Here is a 24,770-nt window from a genome sequence, read left to right as displayed (position 1 = left end):
GCACGCTGCGACCCGTGTCCACCCTGACCACCGTCCTCGCCGTCGCCACGGCGGTCGCGGCCGTCGCCGACTGGGTCGCCGTCGCGCGGGGCCGCAAGGACCTCGAGACCTGGCTGAAGCCGGCCACGCTGGCCCTGCTGATCGGCACGGTGATCGCCGCCGGGGCGCTGGACCACGCCGCCGGCGTGTGGCTGGTGGTCGCCCTCGTGCTCGGCATGATCGGGGACGTCGCGCTGCTCGACGACACGGTCGAGTGGCGGTTCGTCGCCGGTCTCTCGGCCTTCCTGGTCGGGCACCTGGGCTATGTCGTGTGCTTCGCCCGCGTCGGCCTGGAGAGCAGCGGCTGGTGGGTCGTCGGCGCCGTGGTGGTGCTGGTCGCGTTCGTCGTCGCGCGCGGGGTCCTGCCGGCCGCGGTGCGCGAGGGTGGCCCCGGGCTGGGGATCGCGGTGGCGACGTACATGGCCGTGATCGCGGCGATGACGATCACCGGCTGGGCGACGGCCTCGCCGTGGATCGCCGTGGGTGCGGCCGTCTTCGTCTGCAGCGACACGACACTGGCGCTCAACAGGTTCGTGAAGCCGCTGTCGTGGGCCCGCCCGGCGATCATGGTGACCTACCACGTCGGCCAGGCCCTGATCGCGGCCGGCGTGCTGGTGCGGGTGACGGCGTGAGCGGCCTCTACCCGTCGCGACCCGAGGGGCCCGACGCGGAGCACCCCGAACCATCCCGGCCGTCGGGCTGCGGTCCGCGGGTCGCGGGCCTGATCATCGTCTTCTTCGTCAACGTGCCACTGGTCAACGTCGGCTGGTCGAAGCTGTGGCACACGGCGCCGGTGCTGCTCGTGGTCGCCCTCGTGGTCGACGCGTTCCTGCTGCTGATGGTCCTCCTGTGGTGGGTACGCCGCCGGCGGGTCAGCCCGCAGGAGCCTCCCCCGGAGTGACCGCCGCGAGGACGACCGGGTCCTCGCACGCCCGCGCCCACGCCGCGATCCGCGCCCGGATCTCGCGGCCGAGCAGCCAGGTGCCGATCCGGTCGGCGACCGGGCTGAGCCAGCGCGGCCGGGTGCGGAAGGTGTACTTCCACACGGCCCGCGTGCCGGCGACCCCGTCGCGGGTCTCGGCGGTGAAACGCCAACCTCCGCCGAAGGAGGCGAAGAACCACGGCCCCTCCAGCATGGTCATGCCCACGCTGGTGGGTGGCCGGTAGGCGACGTACTGGCTGACCATCCGCGGCCCGACCCGCGCGCGGGTGAGGACCCGCACGCCCTTGCCCGGGGCGTCGGCGTCGAGCAGCTGTTGGCTGCGGATGAAGGGGTCCCAGCGCAGCCGCAGCTCACCGGTCGTCTGGGACACCGCGTAGGCGACGTCGGCCGGGACCCGGACCCACACCTCGGCAACCACCTGGGGCACGCTCCCGAGGGTGCCACACTGGGCGGCATGACCTCCCTCCATGACTTCTCGGCTGCCGGCATCGACGGGCAGCAGGTCGACCTGTCGGCGTACAAGGGCGACGTCGTGCTCGTCGTCAACACCGCCTCCAAGTGCGGCTTCACCCCGCAGTACGAGGGCCTGCAGAAGCTGCAGGAGACGTACGCCGACCAGGGGTTCACGGTCCTCGGTTTCCCCTGCGACCAGTTCGGCCACCAGGAGCCGGGCGACGAGGCGGAGATCGCGAGCTTCTGCTCGACGAACTACCACGTCACCTTCCCGATGTTCGCCAAGATCGAGGTCAACGGGTCGGACGCGCACCCGCTCTACGCCTGGCTGAAGAAGGAGCAGGGCGGGCTGCTCGGCGGCGGCATCAAGTGGAACTTCACCAAGTTCCTGGTCGGTCGCGACGGCCAGGTGATCGACCGCTTCGCGCCGACCACCACCCCGGACAAGCTCGCGGGCGACATCGAGAAGGCGCTCTCCGGCCAGTGACCCCGTTCCTCGTCCTCGGCGTCGTCGGGCTGCTGGTCCTGCTGGCGTCGCTGGTCATCGGGGACCACGTCGACTCGGCGTTCAGCGCGCTCGAGGCGGACTGGATCTCGACGGCCGCGATCGGCGGCTTCATCTCGGCCTTCGGGTTCGGAGGTGCCATCGCCGACGGAGCGGGTGCCCCGATGGCGCTCTCCCTCGCCGTGGGCGCGGTGGCCGGTGGGCTCGTCGGCTGGCTCGCCTGGTGGCTGACCCGGCTGCTCAAGAACGGACCGAGCGACGGGACGGTGTCAGTCGCCGACAGCGTGGGTATGACGGCCCGCGTGATCACTGCCATCCCTGCCCAGGGGTACGGCGTGGTGCGCGTGGTCGTCGGGGGCCACCCGCTCCAGCTCAACGCCAGTGCGAACGCGTCCATCGAGGCCGGCACCGAGGTGCACGTCACCGGGGTGCTGTCGCCGACAGCGGTCAACGTCACCGAGATCTGGCAGCCGCCAGCGCTCCCGCAGTCCTGAGATCCAGGCCGAACTGAGAGTCCTTCGCCATGAGCTCCGCTGTCCTGCTGCCGATCGGCGGCATCGTCGTCCTGCTCGTCCTCCTCGTCCTGCTGGTCACCAGCCGGTACAAGGTGGCCGGGCCCAACCAGGCCTTCATCGTGACCGGCCGCAAGGGCAAGGCGGTCATCAACCCGGAGACCGGTGAGCTCACCACCGACCTCTCCGGTCAGAAGGTCGTGCTGGGCGGCGGCGTCTTCGTCATCCCGTTCGTGCAGAAGCTCGCGACGATGGACCTCTCCAGCCGACGCATCTCCGTGCAGATCCGCGGCGCGGTGTCCGGCCAGGGCATCAAGCTGAACCTGGACGGCGTCGCGATCGTCAAGGTCGGCGGCAACGCCGACCAGATCCGCCTGGGTGCGCAGCGCTTCCTGTCGCAGCAGAACGACATCGAGACCTTCACCCAGGAGGTGCTCGCCGGCGCGCTCCGCTCGATCGTCGGCGGACTGACGGTCGAGCAGATCATCCGCGACCGCGCGGCCTTCGCCCAGCGCGTGGCCGACGAGTCGGAGAGCTCGCTGACCGGTCAGGGCCTGATCCTCGACGCGTTCCAGATCCAGGACGTCACCGACGACGGCAGCTACCTCGCCGACCTCGGTCGGCCCGAGGCCGCCCGGGCCAGCCAGGCGGCCCGCATCGCCGAGGCCAACGCCCGCCAGGCGGCGGAGCAGGCCCAGATCGCGGCCGAGCAGGAGATCGCGATCTCGCAGCGGACCCTCGCGCTCAAGCAGGCCGAGATCAAGGCCGAGACCGACGCCGCGGCCGCCCAGGCCGCGGCCGCCGGCCCGCTCGCCCAGGCCGAGCGCGACCAGGCGATCCTCGCCGAGCAGGAGAAGGTCGCCGTGCAGCAGGCCGCGCTGACCGAGCGCCAGCTGGAGACCCAGGTCCGCAAGCCGGCCGATGCCGAGCGCTACCGCGTCGAGCAGGAGGCCGAGGCCCGGCGTACCGCTGAGATCGCGGCGGCGGACGCCCGCAAGGCCGCCACCATCGCCGCCGCCCAGGCCAAGGCCGAGGAGACCCGGCTCAGCGGTGAGGCGGAGAAGGCGCGACGCGCGGCGCTGGCCGAGGCGGAGGCCATCGAGGGTGCCAAGAAGGGTGAGGCGGAGAAGGCGCGTCGTGTCGCGGAGGCGGAGGCCACCCAGGCCGAGGGCGCCGCGCAGGCCTCCTCCACGCTCGCCGTCGGGCAGGCCGAGGCCGAGGCGATGGACAAGCGGGCCGCGGCGTTCGCGCACTACAACGAGGCAGCGGTGCTGCAGATGCTGATCGAGGTGCTGCCGCAGATCGCGCGCGAGGTCGCCTCGCCCATCGCCGCCATCGACCAGCTCACCGTGCTCTCCACCGACGGCGCGGGCGCGCTGCCGCAGCAGGTGACCAACAACGTGGCCCAGACCCTGCAGATGCTCAAGACGTCGACCGGTCTCGACCTCGAGGCCATGATCAAGCAGTCGGTCGGCCGGGCGGCCGGTACGACGGCGGCCGGCGAGGTCGCTCCCGGGGCGGTCGCGGAGGCCTGACTTTACAAACACGGGGGTCTTGTCAAACAACTTTACAACTCCTATCGTTCTGTCAACCCGTAAGGAAGGCAGAGATCGATGGAGACCTCGAACCCCGGCTCGGTTTCAGGCATCACGCCCGAGCAGCTCGGACAGACCGTCCCCGACGGCACCACCGAGCAGTGGAAGGACAAGAAGCGCTACCTGTGGCTGATCGGCCTGTTGATCCCAGGCCTCGCGGTGATCGCCTTCGCGACGTACGCGCAGCTGGGCTGGCGCTGGGTGCTCTGGGTCGGCCCGATCGTGCTGTTCGTGATCGCGCCGGTGCTGGACCTGTTGTGCGGCGTCGACCCGACCAACCCGCCGGACGAGGTGATCGACCAGCTGGAGAACGACAAGTACTACCGCTGGGTGGTCTTCATGTACCTGCCGCTGCAGTTCGTCGCGTTCTTCGGCGTCATGTACATGTGCGTCGACGGCAACCCGGTGCAGTGGTTCGCCCACCTGGTCGGCATCCAGGACTGGGTCGCGACCCACATCAGCGCCAACCTGGTGCGTGACTTCCACCTGAGCGTGTGGGACAAGATCGGCATGGCGTCCTCGCTCGGCGTGGTGAGCGGCATCGGCATCAACACCGCCCACGAGCTGGGTCACAAGCGCGAGTCCGTCGAGCGCTGGCTCTCCAAGATCGCCCTGGCGCCCGCCTTCTACGGCCACTTCTACATCGAGCACAACCGCGGCCACCACGTCCGCGTCGCCACTCCTGAGGACCCGGCCTCCAGCCGGCTCGGCGAGAACTTCTACACCTTCTGGTTCCGCACCGTCTCCGGCTCGCTGAAGAGCGCATGGGAGCTCGAGGCCAGCCGCTACCGCCGCAAGAAGACCCACCCGTTCCACCTCGGCAACGACGTCCTCAACGCCTGGCTGATGTCGGCCGCGCTGGTCGTGGTCGTCCTCGCCGTGATGGGTGTCGGCGCAGCGCCGTACCTGCTCCTGCAGGGGTTCATCGGCTTCACCCTGCTGGAGATCGTGAACTTCCTCGAGCACTACGGGATGAAGCGGCAGAAGGTCGGCGAGAAGCAGCGCTACGAGCGGGTCCTGCCCATGCACTCGTGGAACTCCAACAACATCGTGACCAACGTGCTGCTCTACCACCTGCAGCGGCACAGCGACCACCACGCGAACCCGACCCGTCGCTACCAGACGCTGCGCGACTTCAAGGAGTCCCCGGCCCTGCCGACCGGCTACGCCGGCATGATCGACCTGGCCCTGATCCCGCCGCTGTGGCGCAGGGTGATGGACAAGCGGGTCGTGGAGCACCTGGACGGCGACGTCACCCTGGCCAACATCAAGCCGGGCAAGGAGGCGAAGTACCTTGCCAAGTTCCCGCCGCCCGAGCAGCACAACGTCAAGACCGACGACTTGTTCGCGCAGACCTTCAGCGGTGAGGTGCTCGCCGCGCGGTGTCCCGGCTGTGGTTTCGTGTACGAGGTCGCGGCCGGTTGCGAGCACGAGGGCTTCGCCGCCGGCACGGCCTGGAACGACATCCCGGACACCTGGTGCTGCCCTGACTGCGGTGTTCGCGAGAAGATCGACTTCGTCCCGTTCGACCCCGAGAAGGTGCAGGCATGAGGATCGTCGCTGACCTGTCGAAGTGCGAGGGGCTCGGCATGTGCGAGTCCATGGCCAACGACTTCTTCGAGGTGGACGAGGACACCGAGCTGGTCACCGTCCTCAACGACAACCCGGACGAGGCCGACCGCGCGCACGTGTACGCCGCGGTCCAGGCCTGCCCGGTGCTGGCGCTGACCCTGGCGGACTGAGAGCAGGACCATGGCCCTCGCCGACCAGGCGCCGACGTACGACGCACAGCCGGTCTCCCTGCGGGACCGGCTGTGCGACGCCGCCGTGCACCTGCTCACCACCCAGGGCTGGGGCCACGTCACGATGGGCCGGCTGGCCGACCGGGTCGGGGTGAGTCGGCAGACGGTCTACAACGAGATCGGCACCAAGTCCGACCTCGCCGAGGCGCTCGTGCTGCGCGAGCTCGACCTCTTCCTCGCCGGCGTGACGCGCTCCTTCGACGAGAACCCGGACGACGTGGTCGAGGCGCTGCGCGCCGCCGTACGCCGGGTCCTCAAGTACGCCACCGACAACGCGCTCCTGCACGCGGTCGTCTCCGCCAACCACGGCGCCGACACCGAGCTGCTGCCGCTGCTCACCACGAACAGCGCGAGCCTGCTCGAGGGGGCCACGTTCGCGGTGAAGACCCGGGTCAAGGAGTACGACCTCGAGCTCACCGACGCGCAGGTCGACACCTGCGTCGACCTCATCGTGAGGCTGGTGCTCAGCCACGTGATGCAGCCCGGCGGCGACCCCGCCGACGTCGCCGACCAGATCGCCTGGGTGACCGCGAAGGTCATCGGCTGATCGGTTCCTCCGCGGCGTTAGAGTTCAGCGTCTACCCTGGCTGGGGAGGGAATCACCATGTTCGACGCGCGTCGCCGCGTGGGGGCAGCGTGCTTGAGCGCGTTGACCTGCGCCAGCCTGCTCGCAGGCTGTGGTGGCGCGTCCGGGGGCGGCACGCCCGACCCGACGAACGCCGTGCAGACCACCCCGATCAAGAACGCCGTCGACCCGACGCACGCCGTCGGCGCCCCGGGGAAGTGGAACGGCAGGCTGTACGGCGCCGACCTGCTCGTCGTCGGCGAGCAGTCGCTCTCCACGCAGGTCGTCAAGCGGATCCGCTCGATCCGCATCGGGTCGGGCAAGCACAAGGTGCGCGGCGTGGCGGTCGACGTACCGCTCTCGATCGGGCAGTTCGCGATGGAGAACCACCTCTACAACGTGGCGGCGGTCGACCCGGCGTCGTACCGCGACTTCACCGGGCAGCGCAGCGCCGCCTTCCAGGACCAGTGGAACCGGGTCGCCGGCGGTGAGATCGCGGTCGCCGACAAGCTCGACGGCACCATCCCGGTCGACAAGAGCGGGTACGTCGCGATCGGCTCCGGCGGGGACACGCAGAACATCCACGTGGGCGCCTGGTCGCCGTCGACCGTGCTGGGCGTCGACGCGGTCGTGAACGAGAAGTGGGGCCAGGCGCTCGGTCTGCAGCAGGGCAACGCGCTGCTGATCAACACCGGCTACGCCTCGCCGCAGCAGGTGCGCAAGCAGATCGAGAAGATCAACGGCGACCTGTCCGTGACGGCCATGGATGCGGTCGCGCGCTTCGGCATCGACCCGAAGGCCGTGCAGAACGTGCAGTTCGTCGGCTCCTACAGCCAGGCCGTCGGTCTCTACCGCTACACCGCGATCGGAGGCGGTCGGGTCGTGCCGGACCCCGCATGGGTCGCCGCCCACATCGAGACCCGGGTGATGCCGATCATCGGCGCGATGACGTGCAACAAGGTGATGTTCCCGCAGCTGGAGGCGGCGCTGCGCGAGATCCAGGCGCGCGGCCTCGCGGCCAAGATCACCAACTACGCGGGCTGCTACAACCCCCGCTTCATCGCCGGTACGACGACGCTGTCCAACCATGCCTTCGGCCTGGCCTTCGACATCGACCCCGCCGAGAACGCGCGCGGCACCGTCGGCCACATGGACCCCGGCGTGGTGCAGACCTTCGAGCGGTGGGGGTTCACCTGGGGCGGCACCTGGCACTACACCGATCCCATGCACTTCGAGCTCAACCGGATCGTCGCCCCGGGCTGATCGGGGTCCGATACCGCGACTGACTGTGACAGTGGAACTGTCACGGTTGTGCCATGATCGGCCCCATGACGTATGAGCTGGGTCGAGGGACGGGTCCGCTGGCGGGCATCAAGGTGGTCGAGATCGCCGGGATCGGGCCGAGCCCGCACGCGTGCATGATCCTGGCCGACCTCGGGGCCGACGTGATCCGGGTCGAGCGCCCCGGCGGGCAGCTGCTCACGGGCGGCTCGCACGACCTGCTCAACCGCGGCCGGCCGAGCGTCGCGCTCAACCTCAAGGACCCGAAGGCCGTCGAGACGGTGCTCGACCTCGTCGCGAACGCCGACGTGCTCGTCGAGGGCATGCGGCCCGGGGTCGCCGAGCGGCTCGGCTTCGGTCCGGAGGCCTGCCACGAGCGCAACCCGAGGCTGGTCTTCGCCCGGATGACCGGGTGGGGTCAGGAGGGCCCGTGGGCCCAGGCCGCCGGCCACGACATGAACTACATCGCGATCACCGGGACCCTGCACGGCCTCGGCCAGGTCAAGGACAAGCCGCAGTTCCCGGCCAACCTGGTGGGTGACTTCGGTGGCGGCTCGACGTACCTCGTCATCGGGATCCTGGCCGCGCTGCTGGAGTCGAAGGTCTCCGGCAAGGGCCAGGTCGTCGACGCGGCGATCGTCGACGGCACCGCCAACCTCAACGCCATGACGTCGGCGTTCCTCGCGGGCGGCGGCTTCAAGGAGGAGCGGGTCAGCAACCTGCTCGACGGCGGGGCGCCGTACTACGACATCTACGAGACCGCCGACGGTGAGCACATGTCGGTGGGTGCGCTGGAGCCGCAGTTCTACGAGCTCTTCGTCGAGCTGCTCGGCATCAAGGAGACGGCCCCGGACCGCTTCGACGCCACGAAGGGCGACGAGCTGCGCGACCTCATCGCCGCGACCTTCCGGCAGAAGACCCGGGACGAGTGGTGCGCGATCTTCGACGGCACCGACGCCTGCGTGGCGCCGATCCTGAAGCTGAGCGAGGCGCCCGAGCACCCGCACATCAAGGCGCGCGAGGTCTTCGTCGAGCACGAGGGGATCGTCCAGCCCCAGCCCGCTCCGCGCTTCTCCCGTACGACGGCGACGCTCTCGATGCCGCCCGCGGCCGGCCCCGGCGTGCACACCCGCGAGGCACTGACCGCGTGGGGCATCGATGACGTGGACGGGCTGATCGCGTCGGGGGCTGCCGTCCAGCTCGGCTGACCGTGGAGCGTCGTACCTGACCTTCTGGTTGCCTTTTCGGCCGAAACCCAACCAGAAGGTCAGGTACGACGGACACCCGTGTGACGCAGGCCGCCCGCTCGAGGATTCGGGCGGGCGGCCGTCGTACTCGTAGACTCGTCAACTGTCCGGCCAGTCTTGCCCCGGACCTGCGCAGCTCCGGCCGCGCCCCTCAGACACTTGAGGCCGCTTCACTCGATCCCGTCACCGGACGGGACAGCACGGCGAGACGCCGATCGAGAGAACAACTCGTGCCCAACACCTTCGCCGATCTCGGCGTGCCCTCGACCCTGCTCGCCGTCCTGGACGCCGACGGGATCACCACCCCCACCCCGATCCAGCAGGCCACCCTGCCGGACTCGCTCGCCGGCCGCGACGTGCTCGGCCGCGGCCGCACCGGATCGGGCAAGACCTACGCCTTCGGCATCCCGCTCGTCGCCCGGCTCGCCGGTGGCCGGAAGGCCGTGCCGACCAAGCCGCGTGCCCTCGTGCTCGCGCCGACCCGGGAGCTCGCCTCCCAGATCGCCGCCACGGTCACCCCGCTGGCCAAGGCCGCCGGCCTGAAGACCACGACCGTCTTCGGCGGCGTCGGTCAGAACCCGCAGGTCGTCGCGCTCAACAAGGGCGTCGACATCCTCATCGCCTGCCCGGGCCGGCTCGAGGACCTCATCGGTCAGGGCCACTGCAGCCTCGCCGACGTCGAGGTGACCGTGCTCGACGAGGCCGACCACATGGCCGACCTGGGCTTCCTGCCCGCCGTCCGCCGGCTGCTCGACAAGACCCCGGCCGACGGTCAGCGGATGCTCTTCTCGGCGACGCTGGACAACGCCATCGACGTGCTCGTCAAGCGGTTCCTGACGAACCCGGCCGTCCACGAGGCCGACTCCGCGCAGTCGCCGGTCGCCAAGATGGACCACCACGTCCTGCACATCAGCCGCGACACCCGGCTGCCCGTGCTGCTCGACCTGGTCAGCGCGCCGGGTCGCACCGTCGTCTTCACCCGCACCAAGCGCGGCGCCAAGACGCTCGCGCGCCAGCTCAACAGCAACGGCGTCCCCGCCGTCGACCTGCACGGCAACCTGAGCCAGGGCGCGCGCACCCGCAACATGGACGCCTTCCACTCCGGTGAGGCCACCACGCTGGTCGCCACCGACATCGCCGCCCGCGGCATCCACGTCGACGACGTCTCGCTGGTCGTGCACGCGGACCCGCCGGCCGAGCACAAGGCCTACCTGCACCGCTCCGGTCGTACGGCGCGCGCGGGTGCCGCCGGCACCGTCGTGACCCTGATGACCCAGGACCAGATCGGCGACGTCAAGGCGCTCACCCGCGCCGCCGGCATCAAGCCGACCCTGACCAAGGTCGACGGTCCCGCCCACCCGCTGCTCCAGGAGCTCGCCCCCGGCGAGCGGTCGCGGCCGGGTGGTCTGGTGACCGCCGAGCCGCAGCCGCAGGCTCCCTCGCAGCGCTCCGGCAACGGTCGCGGCAAGCCGCGCGCCAAGAAGCCCGCGCAGCCCCGCTCGCAGGGCGGTCGTCCCGCGCAGCCGCAGGGCAAGGGCCAGGGCGGGCAGGCCTCGTCCACCGGCGGTACGCCGAAGGCGGGCTCGAGCCGCAACCGCAACCGCCGTCGTGGGGGCGGCGGTGCCGGCGGTGCCGCTGCGTCGGGTGGTGGCAACCGCAGCCACAGCGCGGCCTCGTTCAGCTCCGGCCGGCGCTGAGGTTGGAATCACCGGTCGACCGGTGATTCCTGCACTGGGCGGCTGTTGCAACGCCCGCCCAGCGCAAGAAAACCTCCGCCACTACCGCCGCGGCAGCCTCGCGGCGCGCGCCACGGCCGCCTCGTAAGCGGTCACCAGACCACCCACGGACAGCGGCTTGAGCCGCTCCATGACCTCGCGCAGGTGCTCGGAGCTGTGGTCGTCGTACAACGGCAGCAGCTTCTCGCGGAGCATGTCGAACAGCTCCTTGGCCATCTGCTCGCCGTGCTCGCGGTAGATGGCCGCGGCATCCGCGGCGACCTCCCGCGGGAAGCCCAGCTCCAGCAGGCGTACGCCGCTGGCGACCTGGTTGCTGGCCACGAGGTACGACGAGCCGCGGGGTCGCAGTACGCCCAGCGCGTACAGCGTCGCGATGTCCTCGTCGCTCAGGTCCCGGCCGGCCCTGGCCTCCAGCTGCGTGCGTGACATCTCGACGGGCAGGTCGGACTGCCAGGGCGCCAGCATCGTGCGCGCCAGCGCGATGTCGTCGGGCGTCGCGTCGTCGGCGATGCCGGCGACGTACTTCTCGATCGCGTTGAGCGTGAAGCCGTGGCTCTGCAGCTCCTGGACCAGCTCGAGGCGTGCGAGGTGGCCGGCGTCGTAGTAGCCCGCTCGACCGCGTCGGATCGGGGGCGGGATGAGGCCTCGGGAGGCGTAGAAGCGCACGGTGCGCACGCTCAGGCCCAGCCGTTCGGTGAGCTCGGGGAGCGAGAGCAGGGTGTTGTCCACGTCTCGTTCACCACCTTCCGCCTTGACCATGACAGTAATAGTGTCACAATCAGTGCGAGGGATCTTCCTCCCGCCCGCGGCCTCGGGCCGCAGATCGGTAACCGACCAGCCGGCACCGTGCCGGCAACCAGCCATTCCAGACAAGGACGGTCATGGCAGAAGCATTCATCTACGACCACGTGCGCACGCCGCGCGGTCGCGGCAAGAAGAACGGTTCGCTGCACGAGGTCAAGTCGATCGACCTCGTCGTGACGCTCATGAACGCGATCGAGGAGCGCAACCCCGGGCTCGACACCGCCGGCATCGACGACGTCATCCTCGGTTGCGTCACGCCGATCGGCGAGCAGGGCTCGGACATCGCGCGGGTCGCTGCCATCAAGGCCGGCCTGGCCGAGACCGTGGCCGGCGTCCAGCTGGACCGCTTCTGCGCCTCGGGTCTCGAGGCCGTCAACCAGGCCGCCGCTCGCGTCCGCTCCGGCTGGGAGGACCTGATCCTCGCCGGTGGCGTCGAGGCGATGAGCCGTGTGCCCATGGGCAGCAACGGTGGCGCCTGGGCCCAGGACCCCAAGACCAGCCTCGACACCGGCTTCGTGCCGCAGGGCATCGGTGCCGACCTGATCGCCACGATCGAGGGCTTCACCCGCGAGGACGTCGACGCTCTCGCCGCCCAGTCGCACGCGCGCGCCGCCAAGGCGTGGGCCAACGGCTACTACGACGACTGCGTCATCCCGGTCAAGGACCAGAACGGCCTCGTCGTCCTGGACAAGGACGAGACCGTCCGTCCCGACACCAGCGTCGAGTCGCTGGCCGGCCTCAAGCCGTCCTTCCTCCAGCAGGGTGGCGAGGTCGGCTTCGACGACGTCGCGCTCGCGAAGTACACGACCGTCGAGAAGATCGAGCACGTCCACCACGCCGGCAACTCCTCCGGCATCGTCGACGGTGCGTCGCTTGTCCTCATCGGCAGCGAGGAGGCCGGCAAGAAGCACGGCCTCACGCCGAAGGCCAAGATCGTCGCCACCGCCGTCATCGGCTCCGAGCCGACCATCATGCTGACCGGCCCCGCTCCGGCCGCGCGCAAGGCGCTCGACAAGGCCGGCCTCAAGGCCGAGGACATCGACCTGTGGGAGATCAACGAGGCGTTCGCCTCGGTGGCGCTCCGGTTCATGAAGCACATGGGCATCACTCAGGACGTCACGAACGTCAACGGCGGGGCCATCGCCATGGGCCACCCGCTGGGCGCGACCGGCGCGATCATCCTCGGCACGCTCGTCGACGAGCTCATCCGCCAGGGCAAGAAGCGCGGCCTCGCCACGCTCTGCGTCGGCGCGGGCATGGGCATCGCCACGATCGTCGAGATCGTCTGAGCCCGGACAGAGAAGGAACGAGAAGACATGACTGAGCAGACCGCTGTCCGCTACGACATCGACGCCGACGGCATCGTCACGCTGACCCTCGACGACCCGAACCAGTCGGCCAACACCATGAACGAGCTCTACAAGACCTCGATGGCCGCCGCCGTGGAGCGTCTGTACGCCGAGCAGGACCAGGTCACCGGCGTCGTCATCGCCTCCGCGAAGAAGACCTTCTTCGCCGGAGGCGACCTGAAGAACATGATGCCCGTGCGCAAGGAGCACGCCGAGCAGATCTTCGCCGAGGTCGAGAGCATCAAGGCGACCCTGCGCAAGCTCGAGCTGTTCCCGAAGCCGGTCGTGGCCGCCATCAACGGCGCCGCGCTCGGTGGCGGGCTCGAGATCACCCTCGTCGCGAACCACCGGATCGCGCTCGACGGTCGCTACCCGATCGGTCTCCCCGAGGTGAAGCTGGGCCTGCTGCCCGGCGGTGGCGGTGTCACCCGCATCGCCCGGATGTTCGGCCTGATGACCGCGATGACCGAGATCGTCGCCACCGGCGCGGAGTTCAAGCCGGCCGCGGCGAAGGCGAAGGGCCTGGTCGACGAGCTCGTCGCCACCCAGGAGGAGCTCGTCCCCGCCGCGAAGGCGTGGATCAAGGCCAACCCCGACGCCATCGCCGCCCCGTGGGACACCCCCGGCTACAAGGTCCCCGGCGGTACGCCGTCGAGCCCGTCGCTCGCGGCCTTCCTGCCGGCCTTCGCCCCGATGCTGCGCAAGCAGCTCAAGCAGGCCGACATGCGTGCGCCCAAGGCGATCCTGGCCGCGACGGTCGAGGGCCTCCAGGTCGACTTCGACACCGCCTCGCGGATCGAGTCGCGCTACTTCACCGACCTGGTCACCAGCCAGCAGGCCAAGAACATGATCCAGGCGTTCTTCTTCGACCTCGGCTCGATCAACGCGGGCAAGGAGCGCCCCGAGGGCGTCGAGAAGTTCATGCCGAAGAAGGCCGTCGTCCTCGGCGCGGGCATGATGGGCGCGGGCATCGCCTACGTCCTGGCCCGGGCCGGCGTGGAGGTCGTCCTCAAGGACGTCTCGATCGAGGCGGCCGAGAAGGGCAAGGCGTACTCCGCCGCCATCAACGAGAAGGCCGTCTCGCGCGGCAAGCTCACCCAGGAGGCGTCCGACGAGCTGCTCGCCCGGATCAAGCCCACCATCGAGGCGTCGGACGCGCAGGGCTGCGACCTGGTCGTCGAGGCGGTCTTCGAGAACGTCGAGCTCAAGCAGAAGGTCTTCAACGAGGTCATCCCGTTCCTCGCCGAGGGTGCGCTGCTCTGCTCGAACACCTCGACCCTGCCGATCACCGAGCTGGCCAAGGGCATCGAGGGCGACGCGTCGCGCTTCATCGGCCTGCACTTCTTCAGCCCCGTCGACAAGATGCCGCTGGTGGAGATCATCCGCGGTGGCGAGACCTCGGACGAGTCGCTCGCGCAGGCGTACGACATCACCCTGGCCATCAAGAAGACCCCGATGATCGCCCACGACTCGCGCGGTTTCTACACCTCGCGCGTCATCGGCTTCATGGTCAACGAGGGCATGCAGATGGTCGCCGAGGGCGTCCACCCGATGACCGTCGAGCGGGCCACCACCCAGGCCGGCTACCCGGCTCCGGTGCTGCAGCTCTCCGACGAGCTCAACCTCGAGCTGATGGCCAAGATCGCCAAGTCGGCCGAGGACGACCCGAAGTTCGTCGCCCACCCGGGCAGCGCGGTCGTCACGAAGATGCTGGAGGCGGGTCGCGCGGGCAAGCTCCGCGGCGCCGGCTTCTACGACTACGTCGACGGCAAGCGTGCCGGCCTGTGGTCGGGTCTGGCGGAGCTGTTCCCGGTCGCCGAGGAGCAGATCCCGCTCGCCGACGTCAAGGACCGCATGCTGTTCGCGGAGGCCCTCGAGACCGCCAAGTGCTTCGAGGAGGGCGTCGTCACCTCGGCCGCCCACGCCAACATCGGCTCCATCTTCGGCATCGGCTTCCCGCCGGCCACCGGTGGTGCGGCGCAGTTCATCACGGGCTACGACGCGGCCGACGGCAGCTACGGCATCGAGGCGTTCCTCAAGCGGGCCGACGAGCTGGCCGACAAGTACGGCGACCGGTTCCGGCCGACGCAGTACCTGCGTGACATGGCGGCGAAGGGCGAGACCTTCCCCGTTTGATGGGTCGAGCGTGTCGCCGCTGATCGCGCTTTCGCCGGGTTCACCCCGTCACTCCGTTCCGGGGTGAACCCGGCCTCGGCGCTGCGGCGCCACGCTGCCGACCTCGTGCCGGGTCGGTGCCCCAGAAATGGGGCGCCGGCCCGGCGGTTGTTTTGGGAGGGTGGGGCCATGACGATCGAGGTCCGGACCGTCCGTGCGGAGGAGTGGCCGGCCGTCCGTGCCTTCCGTTTGCAGGCGCTCCGTGACGACGCGGCGCCGGTCGCCTTCGTGCGCACCCACGACGAGGAGGCCGCCGAGCCCGACACGTTCTGGATCGACCGGGCCGCGAACGTGGCCCGCGGCGAGACGGCCACCCAGGTCGTCGGTGTCGCCGACGGCGCCTTCGTCGGCACGGTGATCGGGCTCCTGGAGGAGCCCGGCGCGCTCGACTGGGCCGGCGTACCGATCGAGCGCCGTCAGGTCCTGCTCGTCGGCGTGTACGTCGCCCCCGACGCCCGCGGCTCCGGCCTCCTGGGCCGGCTGGTCGAGACCGTCGCCGACTGGGCGCGCGGGCTCGGTGTCGACCGGCTGCGGCTCCAGGTGCACGCCGAGAACCCGCGCGCGGAGGCGGCGTACCGCAAGCTGGGCTTTGAGCTCACCGGCGCCAGCGTCGAGATCCCGGTCGGGATCGAGCGCGAGATGGCGCTGACTGTCTGGTCGGGGACGTAGGCCCTCGACGTCACGAACAGCTGTCGTCGTCTCCGATGATGTACGACGGGTACAGCGTGTGCGCGTGGTGGACCGCGGCCGGGCCCTCGGTGCACAGCAGGTGGCTGTACCAGGCCAGCACGGGGCCGGCCATGCGCTCGTAGAGCGCGGCCTGTGTGTCGTTGGTCGGTTGGATGATGGAGTGCGTGCCGGGCTCGAAGACGTGCCGGTCGTGGCTTCTCTCGTAGGGGATGCCGCCGCCGGCGGCGAGGCGTTGCAGCGCGATCGTGAGAGCGAACAGTCCGGGCTTGTCGCGATAGATCGAGTCGACCCCTCGCGGGTACTCGATCTCGGTCGGGATCAGGCGGGGGGGGCGTTGGCGCGCCTCATGCCCTCGACGAAGCCGTGCCGGGCGAGGAAGCGGTTGATCGCCGGACGGCGGTAGGGCACCGACCCGGGCACGTTGACCCTGCACTTGAAGTACTGGGGCCGTGGCGGCGTGTCGGCGCCGGTGAGGAAGAGGCTGTGGATGGGGCGGTCGGTGAAGGCGACCAGCCAGATGCGCATCGGAGTGACCGTCGTGTGCCCGCGCTCGGTGCGGAACTGCCCGCAGATGATCTCGACCGGCGTGGTCTGGGCGGCGAGGAACGCATAGGCGTCGTGCCAGATCTCAAGTTGGGTCGGATGTGGCACGGCCGATGGCGTCGCCGAGGGCGGGGCTTGGGACCGTGGCGCCGCGGTACCTCCCGAGCACCCGCTCGCCACCACCATGGCCACCAGGCCCACGAGGAGCCATCGGAGCCGGCTGAGCGTCGTCATGGAGGGATTCTCTCCCGCTTTACCTTCCGGCAATCCCGATCAGGACCGCGCCGCGGCGGCCAGGGCGGCGGCGACCTCCTCCGCGTCCTCGACGGCGACCAGCCCCGAGGTGACCCGGACCGCGGGGTGGTCGGTGCCGGGGGTGGCGAGGAACGTCGTGCCGCCGGCGACGCGGATGCCGGCAGCGTCGAGCTCGAGGAGGGCGGCGCGCTCGTCGCGGACGGGGAGCCACAGGTTGATGCCGTCCGGCACCTCCAGGGACACCCCGTGCGCGCGGAGGGCGGCGACGAGGGCACCCTGCCGTGCGGCGTACGTCGATCGCGCGTGCTCGACCTCGGCGACCGAGGACGGCGCGGTGAGCAGCTCGAGCAGGATCGTCTGCACCATCCGTGAGGTCCACGCGGGGCCGAGCATCCGGCGGGCGACGACCCGGTCGAGCAGCGTCCCGGGCCCGCCCATCGCGGCGATGCGGAGGTCGGGGCCGTGCGACTTGGAGAACGAGCGCACGTGGACGACCCGCTCGGGGAGCCAGCGGGCCAGCGACACCGGGGTGGCGGTGCTGATGCCGTGCGAGTGGTCGTCCTCCACGATCCACGGGGTCGCGACACCGCGCCGGGTCATCACCCGCACCAGCCGCTCGGCACGCTCCTCGCTCATCACCCGGCCGGTCGGGTTCTGGGCCCGGGGCTGCAAGACGACCGCGGTCGGGCGGGAGCTCATCGCGGCCTCGAGCGAGCGCGGCAGGATGCCCTCGGCGTCGTGGCGCACCGGCACGACCTCGGCGCCGAGCGACTCGACCAGGTCGAACAGCGGCGGGTAGCCGGGGGACTCGAGCACGACGCGGTCGCCGTACCCGGCGACCTCCTCGAGCACCCGGGCGATGCCGTCGGTGGCGCCGTCGACGACGGTGAGCGTCTCGACGCGGGCCGGCCACGCATCCACCAGCACCGTCCGCAGACCGGGCAGCACCGGCTCGGCCTGGTAGGCGAAGGCCTCGGCGCGCTCGGACACCCGCCGCAGCGCGGGTCCCAGCGAGGGCAGCAGCGACGGGTCGGCGATGCCCCGGGACAGGTCGAGCCGCGCCCCGTCGAGACCGGCGCCCACGAGGTCGCGGTGCCGTGGGCTCAGCCAGGCGGTCGGCGCGTCCTGCACGAACGAACCCGACCGGCCACGGGCCACGATGAGGCCCTTGCGGCGCAGCGCCTGCCAGGCCGCACTGACCGTGCCGGGGGAGACCCCCAGCGAGTCGGCCACGGAGCGCACCGTCGGCAGCCGATCGCCCGGCGCCAGCTCGCCGGCCCGGATCGCCCGGCTGACGGCTCCGGCGATGCCGCGCGGGGAGCGGTCGACGAGGTCCTCGAGCGCACCCAGCCGAACCACCACGAGCAACCTCCGCGAACGCCTTGGCAGATAAATGTTCAAGTCTTACCGTAACAAATATGTCAGCAGATCGCAGCGACCTCGACCAGCGCACGACCGAGCTGGACCGCGCCCACGTCTTCCACTCGTGGTCCGCCCAGGGCTCCCTGAACCTGCTCCCGATCGCCGGCGGCAAGGGCAGCCGGGTGTGGGACCACAGCGGTCGCACCTACCTCGACTTCTCCAGCCAGCTGGTCAACGTCAACATCGGCTACGGCCACCCCGGCGTCGTCAGCGCGATCCAGGAGCAGGCCGCCGAGCTCGCGACCATCGGCCCCGCGACCGGCAACCTGACCCGTGGCGAGGCTGCTCAGCGGATCACGAACCGCGCGCCGGTCGGCATGGACAAGGTCTTCTTCACCAACGGCGGCGCGGACGCCGTCGAGAACGCGATCCGGATGGCGCGGCTGCACACCGGCCGCGACAAGGTGATCTCGCGCTACCGCAGCTACCACGGCAACACCGGCGCCGCGATCAACGCGACCGGCGACTGGCGCCGACTGCCCAACGAGTACGCCCGCGGCCACGTGCACGCGTTCGGCCCCTACCTCTACCGCAGCGAGTTCTGGGCGACGACCCCCGAGCAGGAGTGCGAGCGCGCCCTGCAGCACCTGCGCCGGATCGTCGAGTGCGAGGGCCCCAGCACGATCGCGGCCATCCTGCTCGAGACCATCCCCGGCACCGCGGGCATCCTGATGCCGCCGGAGGGCTACCTGGCCGGCGTACGGGCCCTGGCGGACGAGTTCGGCATCCTGCTCATCCTCGACGAGGTGATGGCGGGCTTCGGCCGCACCGGTGAGTGGCTCGCGCTCGACGCGTACGACGTGAAGCCCGACCTGATCACCTTCGCCAAGGGCGTGAACTCCGGCTACGTGCCGGTCGGGGGCGTGATCATCGACAACGAGATCGCCGCGACCTTCGACGAGCGCGTCTTCCCCGGCGGTCTCACCTACTCCGGCCACCCGCTCGCCGCCGCCTCGATCGTCGCCGCGCTCGACGCGATGGAGGCCGAGGGCATCGTCGCCCACGCGAAGCAGATAGGCGAGGACGTGCTGGCCCCCGGCCTGGCCGCGCTCGCCGAGAAGCACCCCGTCATCGGGGAGGTCCGCGGCAAGGGCGTCTTCTGGGCGCTCGAGCTCGTCGCCGACCGCGCCACCCGCGCCCCGCTGCCGGCCGCCGCGATGGCGAAGGCCAAGGCGGAGCTCGTCTCCCGCAACGTGCTGCCGTTCCTGGCGGACAACCGCATCCACGTCGTCCCGCCGTGCGTGGTCACCTCCGACGAGGTGGCCGAGGCACTGGCGGCGTACGACGACGTGCTGACCATCCTCGACAAGGAGCTGTGAAAGAGAAATGACCGAGATCCTCGACCACTGGATCGGCGGCGCCGCCGTCGCCGGTGTCTCCACCCGCACCGGCGACGTCTTCGACCCCGCGCTGGGCACCGTGACCAAGCAGGTGCGCTACGGCTCGAGCGCCGACGTGGCGACCGCCGTCGCGTCCGCCAAGGCCGCGTTCGCGAGCTGGGGCACGGCCTCGATCGCCAAGCGCACCTCGGTGATGTTCTCCTTCCGCGAGCTGCTCAACGCCCGCAAGGACGAGCTCGCCGCGATCATCACCTCCGAGCACGGCAAGGTGCTGTCCGACGCGGCCGGTGAGGTCGCGCGCGGCCTGGAGGTCGTCGAGTTCGCCTGCGGCATCGCGCACCTCGCCAAGGGCGACTTCTCGGGCAACGCCTCGACCGACGTCGACGTCTACTCGATCCGCGAGCCGCTCGGCGTCATCGGCATCATCAGCCCGTTCAACTTCCCGGCCATGGTGCCGCTGTGGTTCCTGCCGATCGCGGTCGCGGCCGGCAACACGGTCGTCGTGAAGCCGAGCGAGAAGGACCCGAGCGCCGCGGTCTGGATGGCGCAGCTGCTCCAGGAGGCAGGCCTGCCCGACGGTGTCGTCAACGTCGTCCACGGCGACAAGGAGGCCGTCGACGCGCTGCTCACCCACGAGGACGTCGCCGCGATCTCCTTCGTCGGGTCCACCCCGATCGCGCGCTACGTCTACGAGACCGCGACCGCGCACGGCAAGCGGGTGCAGGCCCTCGGTGGCGCGAAGAACCACATGCTCGTGCTCCCCGACGCCGACCTCGACCTGGTCGCCGACTCCGCCATCAACGCCGGCTTCGGCTCGGCCGGCGAGCGCTGCATGGCGGTCTCCGTGGTCGTCGCGGTCGACCCCGTCGGCGACGCGCTCATCGAGAAGATCACCGACCGGATGGGCAAGCTCGTCGTCGGCGACGGCCGTCGCAGCTGCGACATGGGTCCGCTGATCACCGCCCAGCACCGTGACAAGGTCGCGGGCTACCTCGACGTCGCGGTCGAGGACGGCATCGACGTGGTCGTCGACGGCCGCGGCATCGAGGTCGACGGCGAGGCCGACGGGTTCTGGCTCGGCCCCAGCCTGCTGGACAACGTCCCGACGACCTCCGCGGTCTACACCGACGAGATCTTCGGTCCGGTGCTGTCGGTGGTGCGGGTGTCGTCGTACGACGAGGGCGTGGCGCTCATCAACGCCGGCCCGTACGGCAACGGCACGGCGATCTTCACCAACGACGGCGGCGCCGCACGGCGGTTCGTGCGCGAGATCGAGGTCGGCATGGTCGGCGTCAACGTGCCGATCCCGGTCCCGGTGGCCTACCACTCCTTCGGTGGCTGGAAGCAGTCGGCGTTCGGCGACGCCAAGGCCTATGGCCCACAGGGTGTCGAGTTCTTCACCCGGGAGAAGGCCGTGACGTCGCGCTGGCTCGACCCGTCTCACGGGGGGATCAACCTCGGATTCCCCCAGAACGACTGACCCAACCTGCGCGAGACCCGGGTTTGTCACCTGCGAGACCCCGGGTCTGGAGCGTGACAAGGCCGGGTCTCGGGCGCGACAAAGGCGGGTCTCGGTGGGCAGTAGGGTGCCGGACATGGAGCAGCGGGTACTCATCACCGGGGCCGCACAGGGGTTGGGCGCGGCCCTCGCGGACGCCTACGAGGAGCGCGGCGACTCGGTGCTGCGCACCGACCGGGAGTACGCCGACGGCGTGTTCAAGCTCGACATCACCAGCGACGCCGACTGGGACCAGGCGCGGCAGCTCGTGGAGGAGGCGTGGGGCGGGCGGATCGACGTCCTGGTCAACAACGCCGGCATCGCGGGCGGGGGTCGCCTCGACGTCTCGACGATGGACGAGTGGCAGCGGCTGGTCGACATCAACCTGTTCGGCGCGGTCCGCGGCACGGCCACCTTCACGCCGCTCCTCAAGCGGCAGGGGAGCGGCCGGATCATCAACATCGCCTCGCTCGCCGGGCTGGTCCACCCCGCCGGCATGGCGGGCTACAACGCCACCAAGGCCGCGGTCGTGGCCCTCACCGAGACGACCGGCCACGAGCTGGCGGCGTACGGCGTCACGGCGCACGTGGTGTGCCCCTCCTACTTCCGCACCGGTCTGCTCGACAACGTCCAGGGCCGGGACGAGACGCTGAACCAGGTCGTCGGGAAGCTCGTCGCCAACGCCCCGCGCGGGCCCGAGGCGATCGCGGCCGAGATCCTGGCGGCGGTCGACCGCGGGGACGAGGTGATCCTGCCGGACCCGGAGGCGCGCTCGGCGTACGACCTGAAGCGGAGCGACCGGGCGACGTACGACCAGGTGATGCGGGCGCAGGCGGCGAAACTGGTGGCGGAGTGACAGAGGAGAGCAGGCCGGTCCGGGCCGAGGACGCCTTCGACGTCGAGGCCGTCACGGCGTGGCTGGACCGCGGGCCGATCGCCGAGGTGCGCCAGTTCCCCGGTGGTGCCTCGAACCTGACCTACCTGCTGCGGATGGAGAACGGCGAGGAGCTGATCCTGCGCCGGCCGCCCGCGGGCACGAAAGCCAAGGGCGCGCACGACATGAGCCGGGAGTACCGGATCCAGGCCGGGCTCGCGAAGCTCTTCCCACAGGTCGCGCACATGGTCGCCTACGCGAGCGCCGCCGAGAGCCCGATCGGTGCCGAGCTCTACGTGATGGAGCGCGTCGTGGGGCGCATCCCGCGGCGCGACTTCGGCTTCGAGATCACCCCCGAGCAGACCTCCGAGCTGTGCCGTGCGGCCGCCGACACCCTGGTGGCGCTGCACGAGGCCGACGTGATGTCGGTGCCGGACCTGGCCGCGCTTGCCAAGGGCGACGGCTACGTACGCCGCCAGGTGGACGGCTGGACGGCTCGGCTCGCCAACGCGGCGACCGACGACATGGGCGACTGGAGCGACATCACCGCCTGGCTCGCCGACCGGCAGCCCGCCGACGTCGGTCAGTGCATGGTCCACAACGACTACCGCTTCGACAACATGGTCCTCGGCGAGGACGACCCCACCCGCATCATCGCCCTGCTCGACTGGGAGCTCGCCACCGTCGGTGACCCGCTGATGGACCTCGGCGGTGCGCTGGCCTACTGGGTGCAGGCCGACGACGACGAGTTCTTCCTGCTCTTCCGCCGCCAGCCCACGACCGCGCCGGGGATGTGGACGCGGGCGGAGCTCCGCGACCACTACCTGGCCGCGCGCGGGCTGACCGTGAGCGACGCGGAGTGGCGGTTCTACGAGGTGTTCGGGCTGTTCCGGGTCGCCGTCATCGCCCAGCAGATCTGGTACCGCTACTACCACCGGCAGACCACCAACGAGGCCTACGCGTCCTTCGGGCCCGCGGTCGGCTACCTCGAGGCGCGCTGCCGCTCGATCATCGAAGGGGCCTGACGCATGGGCATCATCCTGCTGGTCCGACACGGCCAGGCCTCCTTCGGCGCCGACGACTACGACGTGCTCTCCGAGACGGGTCACGAGCAGGGCCGGGTGCTCGGGAAGTGGCTGGCCGCGCAGGGCACCGTGCCGGCGAGCGCGGTCCACGGCGGCCTGCGCCGGCAGCGGGAGACCTGGGAGGCGCTGGGCTTCGGCGGCGTCGAGGCGACCGTCGACCCGGCGTGGGACGAGTTCGACCACCTCGCGGTGCTCGCTCACTATGCCGCCACCACCGGCGCCGACATCGACCACGGCGTCGACCGCAAGGTCTTCCAGCGCGTCTTCGAGGAGTCGACCGAGCACTGGGCGTCGGGCGTCACGGCGTACCCCGACCCGTACGCGACCTTCCTGGACCGCGCCCGCGGTGCGCTCGAGCGCGCCGCCGCCCTCCCCGGCCCGGTCGTCGCCGTGACCTCCGGTGGCGTGATCGCGGCCGTCGCGGCGATGCTGGTGGCGCCCGACCTCGAGCCCGCCGCGCTCGGCCCGATCTGGTCCCGCTTCAACACCGTCCTCGCGAACAGCTCGGTGACCCGCGTGATCGTCGGCTCGACCGGCGCCCGCCTGCTCACCTACAACGAGCACCCCCACCTCACGCGGGACCTGCTGACCTACCGCTGATGTCGGACCACGTCACCAACGCGATCATCGCCACGGTCGCCGGCACGGTGGTCGCGGTGCTGCGTAGCGGGACCACAGGCGTGTCCGCCCGCATCTGGCATTGATCAGGCCGGCTCTCTCGTGGCATGCTGCGATCGTTGAATCGATCAACCACGGAGTCGTAGCCATGCAGAGAACCGTCCGTCCAGGGTCAGTTCGCCGAGTTCTGGGTGTCCTCGTCGGAATGATGCTGGGCGTCGTTCTAGTCGCGGCCAATCCGTCCGGCGCGCTAGCGGGCGACCGTGGGCCGTGCAACGTTCCGTTGAATCACAGTTTTCAAGGCGGTTTCTGGGATCCATCAATCTATGGAAACAAGCCCTACGGAATCGAAGCGCCTGTGCAATTCAGGGTTGGCGCTTCGGTTTGTGAGGTCGCAAGTGGCGAGGTTGATGAGACCAGTAACTGGATATCGATCCAAGACCGTCTGTCGGGTGCGATTAGCCAAGCTGGTTTCGTGCAGCAAATCTTGGATCCGGTGGCGAACACCACGAAAAACTGCCGCTTTTGGCAGACTGGCCTCACTGCCCTCCATCCGTATGATTGTGGCGACGACAGTGGGGGCACGTTCGTTTACTTCAAAGTCGTGTTGAATAGCGGGTACTACCGCATTCTGGACTGCGGGAACCACTCGGACTACCAGAACTGTTTGGAGTTGTCGGCCACCGCGCCGGAGTATTGGGACCCCGTGGCGTTCGCGGCCGCTGAGACGTCGCATCCATGCGGCGATCAGATGGCCGGAAGCGATTCAAATAGGGCGAACATCGGAACTGCGGCATCGCCCCTTCTCGGACAATCCAATTCTCTTGGACCCTTCAACGAGAGGGCGTTTGTAGGCAAGCAGCAGCAGGATGATGGCGGGAGTTGTAGCGCCTATCACCGCTACGTCGTTCCGGAAGCGGACGGTACGAACAACGCCCAAGCGGTACAAACTTGGGATGGTCGGAACTAAGGAGCGGGAATGTCAAACCGAAGGTCAATCTGGGGCGTCAAAGTCCCCGGTACGGCAATCCTTATTGTGCTCGGCGTTGCAGGTGCCGTGGCGGCGGGTCATAGGTCGCAACCGCCTGCGCCGGTCAAGACTGCCGCGAGTCAAATAGTTCTCGACGCCGGAGCTGGTGAAACATTCACGCCAACAGCGTCAGCACCGACGACGATCCCCGTTATCTCAGAAGCGGCAGCGAGAACCAGCGCAGGTACAAACGCGTTCACCCCTCCAGGCGATGCGGTCGCGCAGATGGGCTATTTCACGTTCCCGGTTGGACCGGGCGACCCGGACAAGTACCTCGCCAAGGACCAGTTGTCCTACGCTTTTCATTGGAAGTCCTGTGCACCTAACGTCGGGCGCGTGCCCATGCAAGGCGCGTCCAGCGCACCAACTCAGGCGCCCATGTGCACGATGTGGGTCATCATCGACGCGA

Annotated in this window: 25 protein-coding genes; 20 read left to right on the top strand and 5 right to left on the bottom strand. The window is 70.0% G+C overall.

What is annotated here, in order from left to right:
• Window positions 1-14: 14 nt before the first annotated feature.
• The gene (locus ACYVAQ_RS02460) at window positions 15-671 is read left to right on the top strand and encodes a lysoplasmalogenase (protein WP_460786867.1); all 657 of its coding nucleotides are present in this window, start codon (window positions 15-17) and stop codon (window positions 669-671) included.
• Window positions 668-940: a hypothetical protein gene (locus ACYVAQ_RS02455; protein ID WP_460786866.1), complete on the top strand. Its 273-nt coding sequence runs from the start codon at window positions 668-670 to the stop codon at window positions 938-940. Before ACYVAQ_RS02460 ends, ACYVAQ_RS02455 begins: the two co-directional genes overlap by 4 nt.
• On the opposite strand, the gene ACYVAQ_RS02450 is transcribed toward ACYVAQ_RS02455, so the two are convergent.
• Window positions 912-1,409, bottom strand: coding sequence for an SRPBCC family protein (locus ACYVAQ_RS02450; RefSeq protein WP_460786865.1), 498 nt, complete (start codon window positions 1,407-1,409; stop codon window positions 912-914). The two genes, ACYVAQ_RS02455 and ACYVAQ_RS02450, sit on opposite strands and share 29 nt — an antisense overlap.
• A gap of 27 nt (window positions 1,410-1,436) precedes the next feature.
• On the opposite strand from ACYVAQ_RS02450, the gene ACYVAQ_RS02445 reads away from it, so the two are divergent.
• From ACYVAQ_RS02445 to ACYVAQ_RS02405, 9 genes are all read left to right on the top strand, one after another.
• A complete protein-coding gene (locus ACYVAQ_RS02445; RefSeq protein ID WP_460786864.1) occupies window positions 1,437-1,922 on the top strand; it encodes a glutathione peroxidase in 486 nt (161 codons plus the stop codon).
• Complete coding sequence (locus tag ACYVAQ_RS02440) at window positions 1,919-2,434, top strand: hypothetical protein (RefSeq protein WP_460786863.1); 516 nt, start codon at window positions 1,919-1,921, stop codon at window positions 2,432-2,434. Before ACYVAQ_RS02445 ends, ACYVAQ_RS02440 begins: the two co-directional genes overlap by 4 nt.
• Window positions 2,435-2,463: 29 nt before the next feature.
• Entirely contained in the window at window positions 2,464-3,987 is a 1,524-nt protein-coding gene (locus ACYVAQ_RS02435) for a flotillin family protein (protein WP_460786862.1), read from the top strand.
• Between the two features lie 78 nt (window positions 3,988-4,065).
• On the top strand, window positions 4,066-5,598 hold the full coding sequence (locus ACYVAQ_RS02430) for a fatty acid desaturase (RefSeq protein WP_460786861.1): 1,533 nt from the start codon (window positions 4,066-4,068) through the stop codon (window positions 5,596-5,598).
• Complete coding sequence (locus ACYVAQ_RS02425) at window positions 5,595-5,789, top strand: ferredoxin (protein WP_460786860.1); 195 nt, start codon at window positions 5,595-5,597, stop codon at window positions 5,787-5,789. Before ACYVAQ_RS02430 ends, ACYVAQ_RS02425 begins: the two co-directional genes overlap by 4 nt.
• A 10-nt stretch (window positions 5,790-5,799) precedes the next feature.
• Window positions 5,800-6,396, top strand: a complete 597-nt coding sequence (locus ACYVAQ_RS02420) for a TetR family transcriptional regulator (protein ID WP_460786859.1) — start codon at window positions 5,800-5,802, stop codon at window positions 6,394-6,396.
• A gap of 93 nt (window positions 6,397-6,489) precedes the next feature.
• Window positions 6,490-7,677 (top strand): M15 family metallopeptidase, encoded by a 1,188-nt coding sequence (locus ACYVAQ_RS02415; protein ID WP_460786858.1) that lies wholly within the window; start codon window positions 6,490-6,492, stop codon window positions 7,675-7,677.
• Between the two features lie 65 nt (window positions 7,678-7,742).
• Window positions 7,743-8,903 (top strand): CaiB/BaiF CoA transferase family protein, encoded by a 1,161-nt coding sequence (locus ACYVAQ_RS02410; RefSeq protein ID WP_460786857.1) that lies wholly within the window; start codon window positions 7,743-7,745, stop codon window positions 8,901-8,903.
• 269 nt (window positions 8,904-9,172) lie between these two features.
• A complete protein-coding gene (locus ACYVAQ_RS02405; RefSeq protein ID WP_460786856.1) occupies window positions 9,173-10,639 on the top strand; it encodes a DEAD/DEAH box helicase in 1,467 nt (488 codons plus the stop codon).
• 81 nt (window positions 10,640-10,720) lie between these two features.
• On the opposite strand, the gene ACYVAQ_RS02400 is transcribed toward ACYVAQ_RS02405, so the two are convergent.
• Complete coding sequence (locus ACYVAQ_RS02400; protein ID WP_460786855.1) at window positions 10,721-11,407, bottom strand: MerR family transcriptional regulator; 687 nt, start codon at window positions 11,405-11,407, stop codon at window positions 10,721-10,723.
• 152 nt (window positions 11,408-11,559) lie between these two features.
• On the opposite strand from ACYVAQ_RS02400, the gene ACYVAQ_RS02395 reads away from it, so the two are divergent.
• The 3 genes from ACYVAQ_RS02395 (at window position 11,560) to ACYVAQ_RS02385 (ending at window position 15,675) form a co-directional block, all read left to right on the top strand.
• On the top strand, window positions 11,560-12,771 hold the full coding sequence (locus ACYVAQ_RS02395; RefSeq protein ID WP_460786854.1) for an acetyl-CoA C-acetyltransferase: 1,212 nt from the start codon (window positions 11,560-11,562) through the stop codon (window positions 12,769-12,771).
• A 27-nt stretch (window positions 12,772-12,798) separates the two neighbouring features.
• A complete protein-coding gene (locus ACYVAQ_RS02390) occupies window positions 12,799-14,967 on the top strand; it encodes a 3-hydroxyacyl-CoA dehydrogenase NAD-binding domain-containing protein (RefSeq protein WP_460786853.1) in 2,169 nt (722 codons plus the stop codon).
• Between the two features lie 168 nt (window positions 14,968-15,135).
• Entirely contained in the window at window positions 15,136-15,675 is a 540-nt protein-coding gene (locus ACYVAQ_RS02385; RefSeq protein WP_460786852.1) for a GNAT family N-acetyltransferase, read from the top strand.
• A gap of 10 nt (window positions 15,676-15,685) precedes the next feature.
• Here the strand turns inward: ACYVAQ_RS02385 and ACYVAQ_RS02380 are convergent, their stop codons facing one another.
• The 3 genes from ACYVAQ_RS02380 to ACYVAQ_RS02370 all read right to left on the bottom strand — a co-directional run bounded on the left by ACYVAQ_RS02380 (window position 15,686) and on the right by ACYVAQ_RS02370 (window position 17,853).
• Window positions 15,686-15,808 (bottom strand): hypothetical protein, encoded by a 123-nt coding sequence (locus tag ACYVAQ_RS02380; RefSeq protein WP_460786851.1) that lies wholly within the window; start codon window positions 15,806-15,808, stop codon window positions 15,686-15,688.
• 206 nt (window positions 15,809-16,014) lie between these two features.
• Entirely contained in the window at window positions 16,015-16,473 is a 459-nt protein-coding gene (locus tag ACYVAQ_RS02375; RefSeq protein ID WP_460786850.1) for a hypothetical protein, read from the bottom strand.
• A 39-nt stretch (window positions 16,474-16,512) separates the two neighbouring features.
• The gene (locus ACYVAQ_RS02370) at window positions 16,513-17,853 is read right to left on the bottom strand and encodes an aminotransferase-like domain-containing protein (protein ID WP_460786849.1); all 1,341 of its coding nucleotides are present in this window, start codon (window positions 17,851-17,853) and stop codon (window positions 16,513-16,515) included.
• Between the two features lie 59 nt (window positions 17,854-17,912).
• On the opposite strand from ACYVAQ_RS02370, the gene ACYVAQ_RS02365 reads away from it, so the two are divergent.
• From ACYVAQ_RS02365 to ACYVAQ_RS02340, 6 genes are all read left to right on the top strand, one after another.
• On the top strand, window positions 17,913-19,235 hold the full coding sequence (locus tag ACYVAQ_RS02365; RefSeq protein WP_460786848.1) for an aminotransferase class III-fold pyridoxal phosphate-dependent enzyme: 1,323 nt from the start codon (window positions 17,913-17,915) through the stop codon (window positions 19,233-19,235).
• A gap of 7 nt (window positions 19,236-19,242) precedes the next feature.
• A complete protein-coding gene (locus ACYVAQ_RS02360; RefSeq protein WP_460786847.1) occupies window positions 19,243-20,736 on the top strand; it encodes a CoA-acylating methylmalonate-semialdehyde dehydrogenase in 1,494 nt (497 codons plus the stop codon).
• Between the two features lie 115 nt (window positions 20,737-20,851).
• Window positions 20,852-21,610 carry an SDR family NAD(P)-dependent oxidoreductase gene (locus ACYVAQ_RS02355; protein ID WP_460786846.1) on the top strand — a complete coding sequence of 253 codons (759 nt, stop codon included), beginning with the start codon at window positions 20,852-20,854 and terminating at the stop codon, window positions 21,608-21,610.
• Complete coding sequence (locus ACYVAQ_RS02350) at window positions 21,607-22,653, top strand: phosphotransferase family protein (protein ID WP_460786845.1); 1,047 nt, start codon at window positions 21,607-21,609, stop codon at window positions 22,651-22,653. The genes ACYVAQ_RS02355 and ACYVAQ_RS02350 overlap by 4 nt, the downstream gene beginning before the upstream one ends.
• 3 nt (window positions 22,654-22,656) lie before the next feature.
• Complete coding sequence (locus tag ACYVAQ_RS02345; protein ID WP_460786844.1) at window positions 22,657-23,313, top strand: histidine phosphatase family protein; 657 nt, start codon at window positions 22,657-22,659, stop codon at window positions 23,311-23,313.
• 223 nt (window positions 23,314-23,536) lie between these two features.
• The gene (locus ACYVAQ_RS02340) at window positions 23,537-24,301 is read left to right on the top strand and encodes a hypothetical protein (RefSeq protein ID WP_460786843.1); all 765 of its coding nucleotides are present in this window, start codon (window positions 23,537-23,539) and stop codon (window positions 24,299-24,301) included.
• The last annotated feature ends 469 nt before the right edge of the window (window positions 24,302-24,770 follow it).

The sequence above is a fragment of the Nocardioides maradonensis genome, assembly GCF_054777115.1.
This window is presented reverse-complemented; position numbering and strand designations above follow the sequence as displayed.

What these genes read in the sequence shown, in the direction of transcription:
- ACYVAQ_RS02445 (WP_460786864.1), top strand. Translation starts at nt 1,437, where the DNA reads ATGACCTCCCTCCATGACTTCTCGGCTGCCGGCATCGACGGGCAGCAG.
- ACYVAQ_RS02435 (WP_460786862.1), top strand. Translation starts at nt 2,464, where the DNA reads ATGAGCTCCGCTGTCCTGCTGCCGATCGGCGGCATCGTCGTCCTGCTC.
- ACYVAQ_RS02430 (WP_460786861.1), top strand. Translation starts at nt 4,066, where the DNA reads ATGGAGACCTCGAACCCCGGCTCGGTTTCAGGCATCACGCCCGAGCAG.
- ACYVAQ_RS02425 (WP_460786860.1), top strand. Translation starts at nt 5,595, where the DNA reads ATGAGGATCGTCGCTGACCTGTCGAAGTGCGAGGGGCTCGGCATGTGC.
- ACYVAQ_RS02420 (WP_460786859.1), top strand. Translation starts at nt 5,800, where the DNA reads ATGGCCCTCGCCGACCAGGCGCCGACGTACGACGCACAGCCGGTCTCC.
- ACYVAQ_RS02410 (WP_460786857.1), top strand. Translation starts at nt 7,743, where the DNA reads ATGACGTATGAGCTGGGTCGAGGGACGGGTCCGCTGGCGGGCATCAAG.
- ACYVAQ_RS02395 (WP_460786854.1), top strand. Translation starts at nt 11,560, where the DNA reads ATGGCAGAAGCATTCATCTACGACCACGTGCGCACGCCGCGCGGTCGC.
- ACYVAQ_RS02390 (WP_460786853.1), top strand. Translation starts at nt 12,799, where the DNA reads ATGACTGAGCAGACCGCTGTCCGCTACGACATCGACGCCGACGGCATC.
- ACYVAQ_RS02385 (WP_460786852.1), top strand. Translation starts at nt 15,136, where the DNA reads ATGACGATCGAGGTCCGGACCGTCCGTGCGGAGGAGTGGCCGGCCGTC.
- ACYVAQ_RS02380 (WP_460786851.1), bottom strand. Translation starts at nt 15,808, where the DNA reads ATGGCCGGCCCCGTGCTGGCCTGGTACAGCCACCTGCTGTGCACCGAG.
- ACYVAQ_RS02375 (WP_460786850.1), bottom strand. Translation starts at nt 16,473, where the DNA reads ATGACGACGCTCAGCCGGCTCCGATGGCTCCTCGTGGGCCTGGTGGCC.
- ACYVAQ_RS02365 (WP_460786848.1), top strand. Translation starts at nt 17,913, where the DNA reads ATGTCAGCAGATCGCAGCGACCTCGACCAGCGCACGACCGAGCTGGAC.
- ACYVAQ_RS02360 (WP_460786847.1), top strand. Translation starts at nt 19,243, where the DNA reads ATGACCGAGATCCTCGACCACTGGATCGGCGGCGCCGCCGTCGCCGGT.
- ACYVAQ_RS02355 (WP_460786846.1), top strand. Translation starts at nt 20,852, where the DNA reads ATGGAGCAGCGGGTACTCATCACCGGGGCCGCACAGGGGTTGGGCGCG.
- ACYVAQ_RS02345 (WP_460786844.1), top strand. Translation starts at nt 22,657, where the DNA reads ATGGGCATCATCCTGCTGGTCCGACACGGCCAGGCCTCCTTCGGCGCC.
- ACYVAQ_RS02340 (WP_460786843.1), top strand. Translation starts at nt 23,537, where the DNA reads ATGATGCTGGGCGTCGTTCTAGTCGCGGCCAATCCGTCCGGCGCGCTA.